This is a genomic window from Microbacterium sp., assembly GCF_032084865.1.
Classification (GTDB): Bacteria; Actinomycetota; Actinomycetes; order Actinomycetales; family Microbacteriaceae; genus Microbacterium.
In genome coordinates, this window is record NZ_DAMDLU010000070.1 from 1 (window position 1) to 14,492 (window position 14,492).

The window sequence follows — 14,492 nt, forward strand, 5'->3', positions numbered from 1 at the left end:
CCGATCGACCGACACCCTCTCGGGCATCGGGCCGGCGCCCCGGCGAGCGGGCGATGTGGTGCCGCTGGGAGAAGCCGCGACGAACGCGGTCGAGCCGGCACCGCTGCCGCGCGAGCTGCCTGCGGCGGGCGGCCTCGTCGTGCTCGACATCACGCTCGGGCCCCGTGACGACTGGTTCACGCCCGCGGCGGTGCGTCTGCTCGGCGAGCAGGAGTGGGCGGTCACGCCGCGCTCCGACCGGGTCGGCATGCGACTGCACGGCGAGCGGCCGCTGGAGCGCGCGATCATCGGCGAACTGCCCAGCGAGGGTGCGGTCGGCGGAGCGATCCAGGTGCCGGCCGACGGTCAGCCCGTGGTGTTCGGGCCCGATCACCCGACTACCGGCGGCTATCCGATCATCGGCGCCCTGACCGATGCCGCGCGCGATCTGGCCGCTCAGCTGTCTCCCGGAGTGCGCATCCGGTTCCGCGTGGGGTATCACTGACGATTCGTGACCCAGCCGGCGTGGCGGGCACGACCCGCCGGTGGGCGCGTGATCTCGTCAGCGGTTCCCGGCGCCCTCCATCCGACCGGCGCGCTCCACCCGACCGGCGCCCTCCACCCGACCGGCGTGCGAGATCAGCAGCTCGACAGCGGCCTCGACGGACGATTGGAGCACGTCCTCGGGCTCGCCGTCCAGGTCGAGCCTGCGGTGCCCGGCCCCGTCGCGCGTCGCCCATCCGAGGAACACGGTTCCCGCGGGATGCCCGTCTTCGGCATCCGGACCGCCGACCCCGGTGGTCGAGACGCACAGGTCGGCGTCGAAGAGCTCGCGGGCGCCGCGGGCGAGCTGCTCCGCGCATTCGGCCGAGGTCGGATCCCCGTCGGACGGGAAGCCGAGAACCCGCTCCTTAACCTCCGGGAGATAGGCGACGATGCCGCCGCCGAACCAGGTGCTCGCCTCCGGGCCGGCGCCGATGGCGCTGGCGAGAGCCCCGGAGGTCAGTGATTCGGCGACCGCGACGCGCAGCTCGCGGTCTCTGGCGAGGTCAGCGAGAGGTGTGACGTCGAGCATGCGCCGACGGTACCGCCAGACCGGATGCCCGGCGGGGGCCTTGACAGACCCGGATGACGGAGCGATCAGTTGCCGTGCCGGATGCCCCAGAACAGGCGAACACGTGCGAACAGGACGGATTGCGGGAAATCGACCTGCGCTCGCGTGTTCTCCTGCGCTGGATGAGGGTCGCTGCCCGCGTCAGGCCGGGTCGCCGCCCGGAGCACCGACGCCGGTGAGCGGCTTCGGGTCGTCGGCGCCCGAGCCGCGCAGCCGCGCGATGAGGTTGCCGAGGTGGTAGATGAGGATCGCACCGACCGTCGCGAGCACGATGCCGCCGAGCTCGAAGCCCGACTCCGGGTCTTTGATCATGAAGCCGCCGACCGCGACGATCAGCCCGACCGCGGCGGTGTACTGGTTGACCGGGCGCGAGAAGTCGACGCGGTTGTCGACCCAGATCTTGATGCCGATCACGCCGATCAGGCCGTACAGCGCGGTGGTGATGCCGCCGAGCACGCCCGCGGGCACCGAGTTGATGACCGCGCCGAACTTGGGCGACATGCTGAGCAGGATGGCGGTGACGCCGGCGACCCAGTAGGCGGCGGTCGAGTACACGCGGGTGGATGCCATGACGCCGATGTTCTCGCCGTAGGTCGTCGTTCCCGAGCCGCCGAAGAAGCCGGCGAGCGAGGTCGAGATGCCGTCGGCGATGAGCGCCTTGCCGGTCTGCTTGTTGATCGCAGGGTCCTCGACCATGGTCGCCACTCCCCGCACGTGCCCGACGTTCTCGGCGATGAGCACGAGCACGACGGGAAGGAACATCGCCATCGCCGACCAGGTTCCTGCGTCTGCGAAATTGGGCGCATGGAAGGTCGGGAAGCCGATCCAGTCAGCCGCCTCGACCTTGCTGAAGTCGAGCTCGCCCCGGATCGCCGCGAACACGTATCCGGCGATCACGCCGAGGAAGATCGAGATGCGGCCGAGGAATCCGCGGAACACGACCGCGAACAGGATCGTGACCGCGAGGGTGAAGGTGGCCGTGATCGGCGCCTGCTCGTAGTTGCCGCGCGCAGCGCCCGCGAGGTTGAACCCGATCAGCGCGACGATCGTGCCGGCGAGCACGGGCGGCAGGAACCGGTCGACCCAGTGCACGCCCACCGTGTGCACGACGACGCCGATGATCGCGAGCAGCACGCCGACCGCGACGATGCCGGCCAGCGCCGAGCCCATTCCCGCCGACGCCGTCGCGGCAGTGACCGGCGCGATGAACGCGAACGACGACCCGAGGTAGCTGGGCAGCTTGTTGCGTGTGACCAGCAGGAAGAGGACCGTCCCGATGCCGCTGAAGAGCAGCGTCGTCGGCACGGGGAAGCCCGTGAGGATCGGCACGAGGAACGTCGCACCGAACATCGCGACGACGTGCTGCACGCCGATCGCGATCGTCGCCGGCCAGTTCAGGCGCTCTTCGGGTCGAACGACGGCGCCGGGCGCGACAGTGCGACCGTTGCCGTGGATGGTCCACAGCGGCATGGGGGCTCCTCGGGGAGTCGGGATCAGGGCCGAGGAAACACTACCGCTCCGGATGCCCGGCATCCGGCGTGCGACGAATGCGACGAACCGGGGGCCGACACTCCAGATGTCGGACGGTTTCCGCGAATCGGGCCGACATCTGGAGTGTCGGCCCCCGAAGTGGTGGCGGGTGCCGGCCGGTGTCGGAGGCCCCGGCGGGTGCCGGCGGGTCAGGCCGTCAGGCGGCCGATGAGCGCGCGGTACCGGTCGGCGGTCTGCTCGACGATCTCGGCGGGCAGCGCCGGCGGTTCGCCCTGCCTGTCCCAGTTGGTCGCCAGCCAGTCGCGCACGATCTGCTTGTCGAAGCTCGCCATGCGCTCCTCGGGCGTCGTGCCGGATGCCCACGCGGTGGCGTCCCAGTACCGCGACGAGTCGCTGGTGAGCACCTCGTCGGCCAGGCGCAGGACGCCGTCGGCATCCACCCCGAACTCGAACTTCGTGTCGGCGAGGATCAGCCCCTTCGCCTCTGCGATCTCGGCAGCGCGGCGGTACAGCGACAGCGAGGCGTCCCGCAGCTGGTCGGCGCGCTCCGCGCCGACCAGCTCGACCACGCGATCGAACGTGATGTTCTCGTCGTGCTCGCCGAGCGGGGCCTTGTAGGCGGGAGTGAACAGGGGCTCCGGAAGCCGGTCGCCGTTCTGCAGCCCGGCGGGCAGCGGGATGCCGCACACCGTGCCGTGCGCGGCGTACTCCGCCCAGCCGGTGCCGGTGATGTATCCGCGCACGACGCACTCGATCGGCAGGATCTCGAGCGCCATCGCGAGCATGGCGCGCCCGGCCACGGCATCCGGGATCTCGCCCTCGGCGAGATGGTTCGGCACGTCGGACAGCTGCTCGAACCACCAGTCGCTCAACTGAGTGAGCAGCTCGCCCTTCTGCGGGATGCCGGGAGACAGCACGAAGTCGAACGCGCTCACCCGGTCGCTGGCGACGACGAGGATGCGCGTGTCGGCCGGGTCGTCCGAGGCGTACAGGTCGCGGACCTTGCCGGAGTAGAGGTGACGCCAGCCGGGGATGCTCTGTGGTTCGCTCACGCACCCATCTTCGCACCACGCCGATCCCGATGTCGGCCGTGCGTCTATGCCGGCCGACGCACGAAATGGGGCGCGGCTCCCCAGCCGCGCCCCGTCCCTGCCTGCTGTCCCCAGTCAGCAGGAGCCGATCACCTCTCGAGGTCAGTCGCGCTCCAGAGCGAGGGTTCTCGTCTCGTCTTGCACGCTGATCTCGAACGAGAACGCGCCACCCGAGAAGCGGAAATCCTTCTTGGCCTCGCTCGATGCGAGCAGTGACATTCCCATGGCGGCGGTGTCCGCCACAGAGGTGAAGGTGTAGTCCTTCTTCCCCGGCGCGGGGGCCGCGAACGAGCCCGCCCAGTAGAGCGGCCTGTCCATCGTTCCGCTGATCACGTCGCCCTCCTCACCGACCTCGAAGCTCGGCCAGTAGATCTCGATTCGATCGGCCGTGATCGTGGCCGTCATCGTCTGAGCGGGGTCTGGAGCGTCGTGCCACGACCACTCGCCCGTGAGATCGAGCTGAGTGGGAGCGGGTGATGGGCTCGACGCAGCCTCGGATTTCTCCGCGACAGTCGAGGGCGGGGAAGCTGTGCAGCCTGTGATGACCAGCGCGAGGGCGAGCAGTCCGACGGCAGCCGCCCGTGTGGGGGTCGTGACCGGATCAATGCGCATTGAGCACTGCCCAGGCGATCAGGCTGTCAATCCGGCGCACGTCTGCGCCCTTCGCGAGCTTGACCTTGATATGACCGGCTTTCGTCCACAGCTCCAGCTCGGAGTTCCAGTCGAGGGTGCCCGCGTTCTCGGACGACCACATCAGGATCGAGCTGTACGGCAGCGAATAGATCTCGACCTTCTTGCCGGTGAGACCCTGCGCATCACGCACGATGAGTCGCTTCGTGGTGAAGGTGGCTGAATCACGGACGGTCTTGAACGACGTGATGGCCTGCTCGCCCTGCGCAAGCAGCGTTTGCACGTCTTCGGGTACGGGGATCTCCTGCTGCAGAGTCCAGCTGAGAATGGCGTTCGTCTCCATGATGCGTCCTTGCCGGTGTCAGTAGCCGATGGCGGCCAGAGCGAATTCGATCTGCTCAGGAGTGAACTTCTCGAACGCGAGCTGGTCATAGAGTCCCTGACGTGAGAAGGAGGTCATATCCATGTAGCTCTTCGCCTTCTCGGCTGCCTCAGCGTTCCAGTCCGCGCCGGCGTTGTCCGCGCCGAACGCCGCTGCCTCGGTGGAGAACCCTTCGAACTCGAGCTGTGCAACGAGCCCCTCGCGCGAGAACCCTGCGAAGCGGAGGTAGTTCTGGGCCTTGTCGATGGCGTTCTTCTGCTCGAGAGTGAACGTCGGCTTGGGCGGCTCGACGGTTACCACGACCTCCGTGCCGTCTGCGACCTCGGTTCCGGCTTCAATCGACTGGGTGGCGATGACCGAGTCCCCGTTTGCGTCCGCCGGCGCGGAGAACTTCAGGCCGAACCCTTCAGCGATGGGCTGCGAGACGCTGATCGGCGTGCCGACCATGTCGGGAACGACCACCATCGTGGGCTCCGCTTCCTCGGCCGCCTCCTTGACCGGGGCGGCGATGGGGGCGACATCTGATGCGGGAGAGGACAGCGCGGGCTTGGGCGTCACGAGGTTGATCAGGATGCCGAGCACCATGACGGCGCCGGTGACGATCCAGGCCACCTTCTTGTGCTGGTCGTATCCGGCGAGAGGCCTGCCTGCCTTATCGCGCGTGGCGCCTGTGAGCACCATGATGAGGTCGATCAGAGCCCAGACACCGATTCCGCCGAACGTGACGAGCTTCAGGATGCCGGTGCCGACCTTCCCGAGGTAGAAGCGATCGACGCCGAGGACACCCACGAGCATGGCGAGCAGCCACGTGGTGAGGAAGGACTTCTCGCCGGTCGCCGCCGACGCGGTCCCGACGGGTGGTGCGCCGAGGTGTGGTGCGCCGACGGGCGGAACGCCGACGGTGGGCGGGGGCGGCACGGGCGCCCCCGCGATTGGCGCTGCGGCCGTCGGCTGAGGAGCGGTGGGCCCTGGTGGCGGGGGAGGTGTGGGCGTGCTGTTGTCGAAGCTCATGAGGGCTCTCTCTTCTGCGGTGATCTACGCGGGTGGCTGCCAGCGGGTGATGGCGCTCTTGTTTGCGTATCAGTGCATTGATATCAGAACGCCCGCCTGCTGACTGCTCATGTGAGTATTGCGAAGCGGGCGCTGGCGTTCCCTCGGCTACTCGGGTAGACCCGCCTCCGCCGTTCGGCGGATGCAGCATCGCCCCACGGTGGAGTCGCAGCGTCGGCCGCCGGCAATACTCTCGTGTTGTGACCTCCCCGACCGTCCACGATCACGCGCCACGTCGGCCGGCGATCGTCAGAGGCGCCACCACCGCCGGAATGGTCGTCGGCGGGTTCCTCTTCGACGTCGCCGCGCTGCCCAACGTGCCCGGCGCTTCGACGCTCGACCGGGCCGGTGATATCAGGATCACAGGTCTGGGAACGACCCTGATGCTGCTGATTCTGATCGCATGGATCACGGTGATCTGGCGTCGCCGGCTTCCGCTCATCGCGCTCGCCGCTGGCGCACTGCTCGCAGCGGTCGGAGTGTCGTACATCCTGGTTCTGGTCGCCGCTTTCGCCACCGCGCAGCGCTACCCCGAACGTGTCCGGCGGCTGGGGATTCCTGTCGCCGCGCTGATCGGCCTGTACGTCCTGCGAGAAGTGACGACGTCGTGGGGTGGGGCTCTTCCGTGGTACTTCACGACCCGCATCGACGCGCAGTTCGAGGGCTCATGGATCATCGCGTCCGTCGGCTGCGCAGTGATGTCGTTCGGGGTGACCGTCGGCATCCTGCTCCTGTCGCACACTCGAGCAAAGGCGCAGCAGAGCGTCGCGTGGGCCGAACGAGAACTCCACCGCGCGGACGCACTCACCGAGCAGATGGTGCGACAGGCAGAACGTGAGCGCATCGCTCGCGACATGCACGATGCGCTGGCGCACCGTCTCTCCGTGGTCTCGCTTCATGCGGGCGCCCTGGAAGCGGCAGCCGCGGCCGGCGCGGGATCGGACAGTGCGGGGCAGGCAGGACAGATCGCTCGCACGGTGCGTGAACAGACCCACGCCGCTCTGCAGGACATGCGCGGGCTCATCGGCGACCTGAGGGGTCGTGCACACGCGGATTCGGCGTCGCCGGCCTCGATGCGGGCGGTCGGAGCCTTGCTCATGGAGCTGCGTGCAGGAGGTGCGGATGTCCGCACGTATGTCGTGATGGAGGGGGCGGAGCGGGCATCGGCGCTGCTTGACAACGCGGTGTTCCGGGTGGTTCAGGAAGCGCTCACCAATGCCATCAAGCACGCACCGGGTGCCCCGATCGATGTCTTCGTCCAGGTGGAACCGTCCACCGGCGCGCGCATTCGCATCACCAATCCTGTGCATGCGCACGGGGGATCACGAGTGCCGGGCGGAACCAACGGCATCCTCGGCATGCGCGAGCGGGTAGCTGCTCTGGGCGGGCAGGCCTGGCTCGGAGCGCACGAGGGCGCATTCATCGTGGACGTGTCCTTGCCGTGGCTCGAACGAGGATGAACCGCTCGCTAAGCTCGGGGCGTGAGCCGCGCTGACGAATCCGCCGTTGTGCGCGTCCTCATCGTCGACGATGAAGCGCTCATCCGAAGCGGATTCCGTTTCGTGCTCGGCGTCGACCCGTCGATCGAGATCGTGGGAGAGGCCTCCGACGGTGCGGCCGCCGTTGCCCTCGTGCGCGCGCACCGCCCCGACGTCGTTCTGATGGATGTGCGGATGCCAGGCGTCAGCGGCCCCGAGGCGACTGCCGCGATCGTGTCGCAGTCGGGCAGCCGAGTGCTAGCCATGACCAGCATCGATTCAGAGGATCAGCTGCTGCGCATGCTGTCGGCCGGTGCCAGCGGATACCTGCTCAAGGACGAGTCTCCGGAGAGGATCGTCGACGCCGTGCGGCGCACGGCCGCCGGCGACACCGTGGTATCGGGACGCAGCACCGCTCAGCTCGTTCGTCGCGCAGTCGCGAACGAGAGCGGGGTCGGCAGAATCGTCGCCGAGGAGCGCGTATCCGTGCTGACCGAGCGGGAGCGCGACGTCGCAAAGGGGGTGGCTCGAGGTGAGACGAATCAGCAGATCGGCGCGACTCTGCACATCTCGGCCGCGACGGTGAAGACCCATCTCGAGCAGGTGTTCGCCAAACTCGGGGTGCGCAGTCGGGTTCAGGTGGGGATCATCCTCGAACGAGCAGGCCTTGGCCCGACAGAACTCTGACGGTCGGTCGGCGGCGCGTCGATGTCGGCGCGGAGGAGTAACGTTGCCGGGTGACTTCGACTGAAACGGCCCCCACGGAGACCCGCAGCCCCTGGCCCGCCCTCTGGGCGCTGGTGATCGGGTTCTTCATGATCCTCGTCGACACGACGATCGTGTCGGTGGCGAATCCGGCGATCAAGGCCGCGCTCGACCCCGACACGAACAATCTCGACAACGTCGTGTGGGTGACCAGCGCCTACCTGCTCGCGTACGCCGTGCCGCTGCTGATCACCGGGCGACTCGGCGACCGGTTCGGGCCGAAGAACATCTACCTGATCGGCCTCGTGATCTTCACGGCGTCCTCGCTGTGGTGCGGCCTGTCCTCCAGTCTCGAAGGTCTCATCGCCGCTCGTGCCGTGCAGGGTCTCGGTGCCGCCTTCATGACGCCGCAGACGATGGCGGTGATCACCCGCACCTTCCCGCCCCAGCGCCGCGGCGCGGCCATGGGCCTGTGGGGTGCGACCGCGGGCGTCGCGACCCTCGTCGGTCCGCTGCTCGGCGGTCTGCTCGTCGACGGCCTCGGCTGGGAGTGGATCTTCTTCATCAACGTGCCGGTCGGGGTCATCGGCTTCATCGCCGCCGCGGTCCTCGTGCCGAAGCTGCCCACGCATCCGCACCGCTTCGACTACGTCGGAGTCGTGCTCAGCGCGGCCTCGCTGTTCCTCATCGTCTTCGGTCTGCAGGAGGGCGAGAAGTACGACTGGGGCACCATCGCCGGACCCATCTCGGTGTGGGGTCTGATCGGCACCGGCATCGTGCTGCTGGTGCTCTTCGTGCTGCAGCAGTGGAAGACCCGCAGCGAGGCGCTCGTGCCGCTCGAGCTGTTCCGCGACCGCAACTTCTCGGCCTCCAACCTCGGCATCGCCGCCGTCGGCTTCACCGTGACCAGCATGTCGCTGCCTTTCATGTTCTTCCTGCAGCTGGCGCGGGGACTCACCCCCACCGAAGCGGCGCTGCTGATGATCCCGATGGCCGTCATCTCAGGAGTGCTCGCACCCATCGCCGGCTCGCTGCTCGATCGGATCGACCCGCGATTCATCCTCATCCCCGGCCTGGTGTGCGTCGCCGGCGGCGTGCTGTGGAACGCCTCGCTGATGAACGTCGACACCCCGACCTGGATGTTCCTGCTACCCTCGGCCCTGCTGGGCATCGGCAATGCCGGCATGTGGGGCCCGCTCGCCACCGAGGCCACCCGCAACCTGCCGCCGCGCCAGGCCGGCGCCGGCGCCGGCATCTACAACACCACGCGCACCATCGGCTCTGTGGTCGGCTCGTCGGCGATCGCCGCGTACATGCAGGCTCGCCTCGAGGCGAATCTGCCGGGTCTCGATCAGGCCCCTGCCGGTCTCGGCGGTGGCGGAGCGATGCCGGATGCCGTGGCCGAGGGCTTCTCGGCCGGCATGGCGCAGTCGATGCTGCTGCCTGCCTCCGTCATGGTCATCGCCTTGATCGCCGCGCTGTTCATCCGCCGGCACCGCCCGCAGCAGGCCGCCTGATCTCGGCGCCGCAAGCCCGGTCAACGGAACAAGGCGATGCCGGCCTGGCCGATGAGGGCGAAGATGACCGCCCAGATGACGATCGAGATGATCTGCCAGAAGATCACGGCGTTGCGGCTGGCGCCGAACGACACCATCATCCCCGAGGTGATCTGGCTGGGCAGCACGGTCTGGCCGAGCAGGCTGACCCCCGGGACGCCGAAGCGGTCGAACATGCGCTTCACCTTCTGTCGACGCGGCGAGGGGGCATCCGCGTCGGCGTCGGCTCCGCGACGGGCCAGCACCTTCCGACGCGCCGTCGCCGCGAGGAAGACGAAGATCAGCATCGAGATCACGTTGCCCGCCACGGCGGCGAGCACGGCGATCGGCAGGGGCACACCCGCGATCGCTCCGATGAGCGTGCCGAAGTACGACTCGATGAAAGGTATCGCCGCTGCCAGCATCACTCCCGCCCACTGCAGCCACAGCGGGAGGGACTGGGTGATATCGACGAGTGCGTCCTGCATGATGTCCTCCAAGGGGTGTAAAGCGCATTTGACATGTCAAGCATGCTTGACACTCGTCGGCGCTGTCAAGTGCGCTTTACATGCGAACGCCGGTGGCCTACGTTGGAGACGTGCAGAGCAGGGTCAAGGAGCTGCGAACCGAGCGCGGCCTCTCGCAGCAGGCGCTCGCGAACGCCGTCGGTGTCTCCCGGCAGACGATCAATGCGATCGAGACCGGCCGCTACGATCCGTCGCTGACCCTCGCCGTGCACCTGGCCCGGCACTTCGACTCGACTGTTGAGGAGATCTTCGATGTCGACGCATGACCACAGGGCGGCCGAGTCCGCGCCCCGTTCGTGGCCCATGTCACGCGGGAACGCCGTGCTCGTCGCGGTCTGCGCGGCGGGAGCGCTGTTCTGCTTCGTGATCGGTGAGACGATTCCGGCCGTCGCGTTGCTGATCGGTGCGATCGGAGCGGGCCTGGGAGCCGTCTTCGCCCGCCGCGGCAGCTCGGGCGACCTCGAGCGCGTGAACGCTCTGGAGTATGCCGACGAGCGCGATCGCACCGCCGGCACGAAGGGGCTCGCCGCGGTCGGCGTCATCGCGTTGGTGCTGAGTGCGGTGCAGCTGGTGGTGCACGCCATCGCCGATACCGATCCGCTGTCGCGCTGGATGTCGATCGCGCTGTACTTCGCGCTCGTGATCGGCTGGTTCGCTGCCAACTGGTACTTCGTGCGCCGCGGCTGAGCGCGCTTCGGAAGCCCGGCGCCCCGCGGGCGTGGTGTGATGGGAGGATGTCCGTCTCTCTCGTCTCGCCCTCACTCTCACTTCTCGACTCCTGGTCCGACACCGTCGCCGAGTTCGGCGACGCGCACATCGACGGCGCGGGTCTCGACCGCGGCCAGGCAGCTGATCGCGCCGCATGCGAGTCGTTCATCTCGAAGGCGCAGATGTACGCCGACCCCGAGGCGAGACTGCCCGAGGGGCACGTCGCCTGCGACTACTTCTGGATCGTCGACGGCGGAGAGGTCGTCGGCTTCATGGCGTTCCGCCGCGAACTGAACGAGTGGCTCCGCACCTACGGCGGCCACATCGGATACGCGGTGCGTCCCTCCCGCCGTCGGCAGGGCATCGCCCGAGCGGCCCTCGACCTCGTGCTCGACCGGGCCCGCGTGCAGGGATACGACCGCGTGATGCTGACCTGCGACGACACGAACGTCGGCTCGTACCGCACCATCGAGGGTGCCGGCGGCTCGCTCGACGACGTCATCGACGGATCCGCCGCCGACATCAGCCGCATGCGCCGGTACTGGGTGAGCCTCTGATCCGGATTCCCTCCACCGGGCGGCGTCCGGCAGAGTGAGTCCATGAGACTCCTGCGACCCGCACGGCGCTACCCCGTGCTGGCCGGAGGCCTGCTCGCCACCGTCGCCGTGGCGCTGCTCTCGATCGCCGGCCTGCACGATGCCGCCCGGTGGATCGCGATCCTCACCGTCGGCGTGGTGATCGCGCTCACCGCGTGGGACATGGTGCGAGACATCCTGCGTGCCCACTTCGGCCTCGACATCCTCGCGCTCGTCGCGATGGTCGCGACGCTGCTGGTAGGCGAGTACATCGCATCACTGGTGATCGTGCTGATGCTGACCGGGGGAGAGGCCCTCGAAGACTACGCATCGCGCCGGGCCGCCCGCGACCTGACCGCACTGCTCGACCGCTCTCCCCAGACCGCGCACGTGCTCGAGCACGGGGCCGACGAGTCGACGCGCGACGTCCCCGTCGACGAGGTCGTCCCCGGTATGGAGCTGCTGGTGCGTCCGTCTGAGATCGTCCCGGTCGACGCCGTGCTGCTCAGCGGCCGGGCGAGCTTCGACGAATCCTCGCTGACCGGGGAGAGCCTGCCCGTCTCGCGTGAGGCCGGTGACGAGGTGCTCTCCGGAGCCGTGAACGGCTCGAACGCGGTGCACATCCGCGCGCTGCGCCGCAGCGCCGACAGTCAGTATCAGCAGATCGTCTCGCTGGTGCACGAGGCGCAGCAGAGCAAGGCGCCGACGGTGCGCCTCGCCGACCGCTTCGCGGTGCCGTTCACCCTGGTGTCGCTGCTGATCGCCGGCATCGCCTGGTGGATCGCCGGCGACCCGCTGCGCTTCGCCCAGGTGCTCGTGCTCGCGACGCCGTGCCCCCTGCTGATCGCCGCCCCGGTCGCCTTCCTCGGCGGCCTGTCGCGCACGGCGAAGGAGGGCGTCATCGTCAAGGGCGGCGGCGTGATCGAACAGCTCGCGCGGGTGCGCTCAGCCGCCTTCGACAAGACCGGAACCCTCACCCAGGGGCGACCCGAGCTCGTCGAGGTGCGCGCGGCGGAGGGGATGGGTGCGGATGAGCTGCTGCGTCTGTCAGCATCCGCCGAGCAGTATTCGAGCCACGTCCTCGCCGAGGGCGTGCGGCGTGCTGCGATCGAGCGCGGACTGCGTCTCGCGCCGGCCTCGCACGCCGAGGAGGTCGCCACGAACGGCGTCACCGCCACGATCGATGGGCGGGCCGTCGTGGTCGGCAAGCCCGCCTACGTCGCCTCGCTCGCGCCGGACACCCGTCGCACCGAGCTCGCGTCGGGACAGCTGGCGGCGTACGTCGCGGTCGACGGACGATTCGCGGGTGCGCTGGTGCTGGCGGATGCCGTGCGTCCGGAGGCAGCCGAGGTCGTCGCCGGACTGCGCGCGCGAGGCGTCGAGCGGATCGTCATGCTCACGGGCGACGCCGAGGCGACGGCGGAGGCGATCGCGTCGCCACTGGGCGTCACCGAGGTGCATGCCGAGCTGCTGCCGGCGCAGAAGGTGTCGCTCGCCGCTGAGATGACGCCGCGCCCGCTGCTGATGGTGGGGGACGGGGTGAACGACGCGCCCGTGCTGGCCGCGGCCGACGTCGGCGTCGCGATGGGCGCGCGGGGATCGACGGCGGCCGGCGAGGCGGCGGATGCCGTGGTGCTGAAGGACTCACTGCTGCCGGTGCTGCGTGCTGCCGAGATCGGCCGGCACACCCTGCAGGTCGCCGACACGGCGATCTGGATCGGCATCGTGCTCAGCGTCGGGCTCATGCTCATCGCCACGACCGGCGTGATCCCGGCCGTGGCAGGCGCGTTCATCCAGGAGTTCGTCGACCTCGCCACGATCCTGTACGCGCTGCGCGCGCTCACCGGGCCGAAGCCGCGCTGAGGGACTACTCCGCGACGCGCGCCGCGATGTCGTGGCGGTAGTGCGCGCCGTCGAGCGAGATGCGGCCGATCGCCTCATACGCGCGGGCACGGGCATCCGCGAAGTCCGACCCCGTCGCCACGACGTTCAGCACCCGCCCGCCGGTCGCGACGAACGACCCACCGGGGGCGTCGGGCGCGCCGGTCGCGGCGTGAACGATCGAGACGCCGTCGACGGATGCCGCATCCGCCAGCCCCTCGATCATGCGACCGGTCTGCGGTGCCTCGGGGTACCCCTCGCTGGCGAGCACGACGGTGATCGCGACGTCTGACGAGAACTCGGGCTGCGGCTCGTCTTCGAGGTGGCCGGATGCCGCCGACAGCAGCAGCCGCGACAGCGGCGTGCGCAGCCGCGGCAGCACGACCTGCGTCTCCGGGTCGCCGAAGCGCGCGTTGAACTCGATCACGCGCACGCCGGCGGGAGTGAGGATCAGGCCGGCGTAGAGCAACCCGATGAACGGAGTGCCCTCGGCGTCGAGCTGACGCACCACGGGCATGGCGACCGTCTCGGTCACCTCGGCGACGAACGCGTCGACGCTGCCGAAGTCGTCGGCCAGCCAGGGCAGCGGTGAATAGGCGCCCATGCCGCCCGTGTTGGGTCCGCCGTCTCCGTCGAGCGCTCGCTTGAAGTCCTGCGCGGGACTCAGCGCGCGCACGGTGTCGCCGTCGCTGAGGAAGAAGAGCGACACCTCGGGGCCGGTGAGGAACTCCTCGACCAGCACGGGGCCGGCGGGCAGGTAGTGCTCGGCGTGGGCCAGGGCTTCGGCGCGGTCGGCGGTCACGATGACGCCCTTGCCCGCAGCCAGGCCATCGGCCTTCACCACGTGCGGGGCGCCGAGCTCGTCGAACGCCGCCTCGACCTCGGCGGTCGTCGACGCGCGCACCGCGCGCCCGGTGGGCACGCCCGCGGCATCCATGATCCGCTTCGCGAACGCCTTCGATCCCTCGAGCTGGGCGGCGGCGCGACCGGGGCCGAACACCGGGATGCCCCGCTCGCGCAGCACATCGGCGACACCGGCGACGAGGGGCGCCTCGGGGCCGACGACGACGAGGTCGATGCCGCGCTCGTTGGCGAACGCCGCGATCGCAGGGCCGTCGAGCTGATCGAGGTCGACGATGGTGGCATCCTGGGCGATTCCGGCGTTGCCGGGGGCGGCGAAGATCTCGTGACCGGCCTGTTCAGACCGCAGGGAGAGGATGATCGCGTGCTCGCGCGCGCCCGAGCCGAGGACGAGGATCTTCATGCGGCCAGCCTACCGGCGTGGCATCGCCCCACTCAGACGATGACGCGGCTCAGACGATGACGCGGCTCAGACGATGACGCGG

At 69.2% G+C, this 14,492-nt stretch carries 15 protein-coding genes and 1 pseudogene; 8 read left to right on the plus strand and 8 right to left on the minus strand.

Translation table 11 applies throughout. From position 1 onward, the window contains the following. Positions 1 to 484: pseudogene (locus tag RT309_RS08775) on the plus strand (biotin-dependent carboxyltransferase family protein); the annotation flags it as partial. A gap of 57 nt (positions 485 to 541) precedes the next feature. Here the strand turns inward: RT309_RS08775 and RT309_RS08780 are convergent. The 6 genes from RT309_RS08780 to RT309_RS08805 form a co-directional block, all read right to left on the minus strand. Further along, entirely contained in the window at positions 542 to 1,054 is a 513-nt protein-coding gene (locus RT309_RS08780; RefSeq protein ID WP_313356492.1) for a CinA family protein, read from the minus strand. Between the two features lie 180 nt (positions 1,055 to 1,234). Next, the gene (locus RT309_RS08785) at positions 1,235 to 2,563 is read right to left on the minus strand and encodes a solute carrier family 23 protein (protein ID WP_313356493.1); all 1,329 of its coding nucleotides are present in this window, start codon (positions 2,561 to 2,563) and stop codon (positions 1,235 to 1,237) included. Positions 2,564 to 2,772: 209 nt separating this feature from the next. Continuing rightward, complete coding sequence (locus tag RT309_RS08790; RefSeq protein ID WP_313356494.1) at positions 2,773 to 3,636, minus strand: phosphoribosylaminoimidazolesuccinocarboxamide synthase; 864 nt, start codon at positions 3,634 to 3,636, stop codon at positions 2,773 to 2,775. Between the two features lie 141 nt (positions 3,637 to 3,777). Further along, positions 3,778 to 4,080, minus strand: a complete 303-nt coding sequence (locus tag RT309_RS08795) for a hypothetical protein (protein ID WP_313356495.1) — start codon at positions 4,078 to 4,080, stop codon at positions 3,778 to 3,780. A 196-nt stretch (positions 4,081 to 4,276) separates the two neighbouring features. Next, positions 4,277 to 4,648, minus strand: a complete 372-nt coding sequence (locus RT309_RS08800; protein ID WP_313356496.1) for a PH domain-containing protein — start codon at positions 4,646 to 4,648, stop codon at positions 4,277 to 4,279. An 18-nt stretch (positions 4,649 to 4,666) separates the two neighbouring features. Continuing rightward, positions 4,667 to 5,605, minus strand: a complete 939-nt coding sequence (locus RT309_RS08805) for an Ltp family lipoprotein (protein ID WP_313356497.1) — start codon at positions 5,603 to 5,605, stop codon at positions 4,667 to 4,669. A 155-nt stretch (positions 5,606 to 5,760) separates the two neighbouring features. Between RT309_RS08805 and RT309_RS08810 the strand changes: the two genes are divergently transcribed. The 3 genes from RT309_RS08810 to RT309_RS08820 all read left to right on the plus strand — a co-directional run bounded on the left by RT309_RS08810 (position 5,761) and on the right by RT309_RS08820 (position 9,437). After that, positions 5,761 to 7,197, plus strand: a complete 1,437-nt coding sequence (locus RT309_RS08810) for a histidine kinase (RefSeq protein WP_313356498.1) — start codon at positions 5,761 to 5,763, stop codon at positions 7,195 to 7,197. 21 nt (positions 7,198 to 7,218) lie between these two features. After that, a complete protein-coding gene (locus RT309_RS08815) occupies positions 7,219 to 7,902 on the plus strand; it encodes a response regulator transcription factor (RefSeq protein WP_313356499.1) in 684 nt (227 codons plus the stop codon). 128 nt (positions 7,903 to 8,030) lie between these two features. Beyond that, the gene (locus RT309_RS08820; RefSeq protein ID WP_313356506.1) at positions 8,031 to 9,437 is read left to right on the plus strand and encodes a DHA2 family efflux MFS transporter permease subunit; all 1,407 of its coding nucleotides are present in this window, start codon (positions 8,031 to 8,033) and stop codon (positions 9,435 to 9,437) included. Between the two features lie 20 nt (positions 9,438 to 9,457). Here the strand turns inward: RT309_RS08820 and RT309_RS08825 are convergent, their stop codons facing one another. After that, positions 9,458 to 9,943 (minus strand): hypothetical protein, encoded by a 486-nt coding sequence (locus tag RT309_RS08825; RefSeq protein ID WP_313356500.1) that lies wholly within the window; start codon positions 9,941 to 9,943, stop codon positions 9,458 to 9,460. A 110-nt stretch (positions 9,944 to 10,053) separates the two neighbouring features. Here RT309_RS08825 and RT309_RS08830 point away from each other — a divergent pair, with 110 nt between their 5' ends. The 4 genes from RT309_RS08830 to RT309_RS08845 are packed head-to-tail and all read left to right on the plus strand — an operon-like array spanning position 10,054 to position 13,128. After that, positions 10,054 to 10,248: a helix-turn-helix transcriptional regulator gene (locus RT309_RS08830; protein ID WP_313356501.1), complete on the plus strand. Its 195-nt coding sequence runs from the start codon at positions 10,054 to 10,056 to the stop codon at positions 10,246 to 10,248. Further along, positions 10,235 to 10,669 carry a hypothetical protein gene (locus tag RT309_RS08835; protein WP_313356502.1) on the plus strand — a complete coding sequence of 145 codons (435 nt, stop codon included), beginning with the start codon at positions 10,235 to 10,237 and terminating at the stop codon, positions 10,667 to 10,669. Before RT309_RS08830 ends, RT309_RS08835 begins: the two co-directional genes overlap by 14 nt. Positions 10,670 to 10,716: 47 nt before the next feature. Further along, complete coding sequence (locus tag RT309_RS08840; RefSeq protein WP_313356503.1) at positions 10,717 to 11,247, plus strand: GNAT family N-acetyltransferase; 531 nt, start codon at positions 10,717 to 10,719, stop codon at positions 11,245 to 11,247. A 42-nt stretch (positions 11,248 to 11,289) separates the two neighbouring features. Then, entirely contained in the window at positions 11,290 to 13,128 is a 1,839-nt protein-coding gene (locus tag RT309_RS08845; protein ID WP_313356504.1) for a heavy metal translocating P-type ATPase, read from the plus strand. Positions 13,129 to 13,132: 4 nt separating this feature from the next. On the opposite strand, the gene purD is transcribed toward RT309_RS08845, so the two are convergent. Beyond that, entirely contained in the window at positions 13,133 to 14,410 is a 1,278-nt protein-coding gene (gene purD / locus RT309_RS08850; RefSeq protein WP_313356505.1) for a phosphoribosylamine--glycine ligase, read from the minus strand. Positions 14,411 to 14,492 lie beyond the last annotated feature (82 nt).

Coding starts and splice junctions, on each gene's coding strand:
- RT309_RS08800 (WP_313356496.1), bottom strand. CDS start 4,648: ATGGAGACGAACGCCATTCTCAGCTGGACTCTGCAGCAGGAGATCCCC.
- RT309_RS08825 (WP_313356500.1), bottom strand. CDS start 9,943: ATGCAGGACGCACTCGTCGATATCACCCAGTCCCTCCCGCTGTGGCTG.
- RT309_RS08835 (WP_313356502.1), top strand. CDS start 10,235: ATGTCGACGCATGACCACAGGGCGGCCGAGTCCGCGCCCCGTTCGTGG.
- RT309_RS08795 (WP_313356495.1), bottom strand. CDS start 4,080: ATGACGGCCACGATCACGGCCGATCGAATCGAGATCTACTGGCCGAGC.
- RT309_RS08780 (WP_313356492.1), bottom strand. CDS start 1,054: ATGCTCGACGTCACACCTCTCGCTGACCTCGCCAGAGACCGCGAGCTG.
- RT309_RS08845 (WP_313356504.1), top strand. CDS start 11,290: ATGAGACTCCTGCGACCCGCACGGCGCTACCCCGTGCTGGCCGGAGGC.
- RT309_RS08840 (WP_313356503.1), top strand. CDS start 10,717: ATGTCCGTCTCTCTCGTCTCGCCCTCACTCTCACTTCTCGACTCCTGG.
- RT309_RS08820 (WP_313356506.1), top strand. CDS start 8,031: ATGATCCTCGTCGACACGACGATCGTGTCGGTGGCGAATCCGGCGATC.
- purD (WP_313356505.1), bottom strand. CDS start 14,410: ATGAAGATCCTCGTCCTCGGCTCGGGCGCGCGCGAGCACGCGATCATC.
- RT309_RS08785 (WP_313356493.1), bottom strand. CDS start 2,563: ATGCCGCTGTGGACCATCCACGGCAACGGTCGCACTGTCGCGCCCGGC.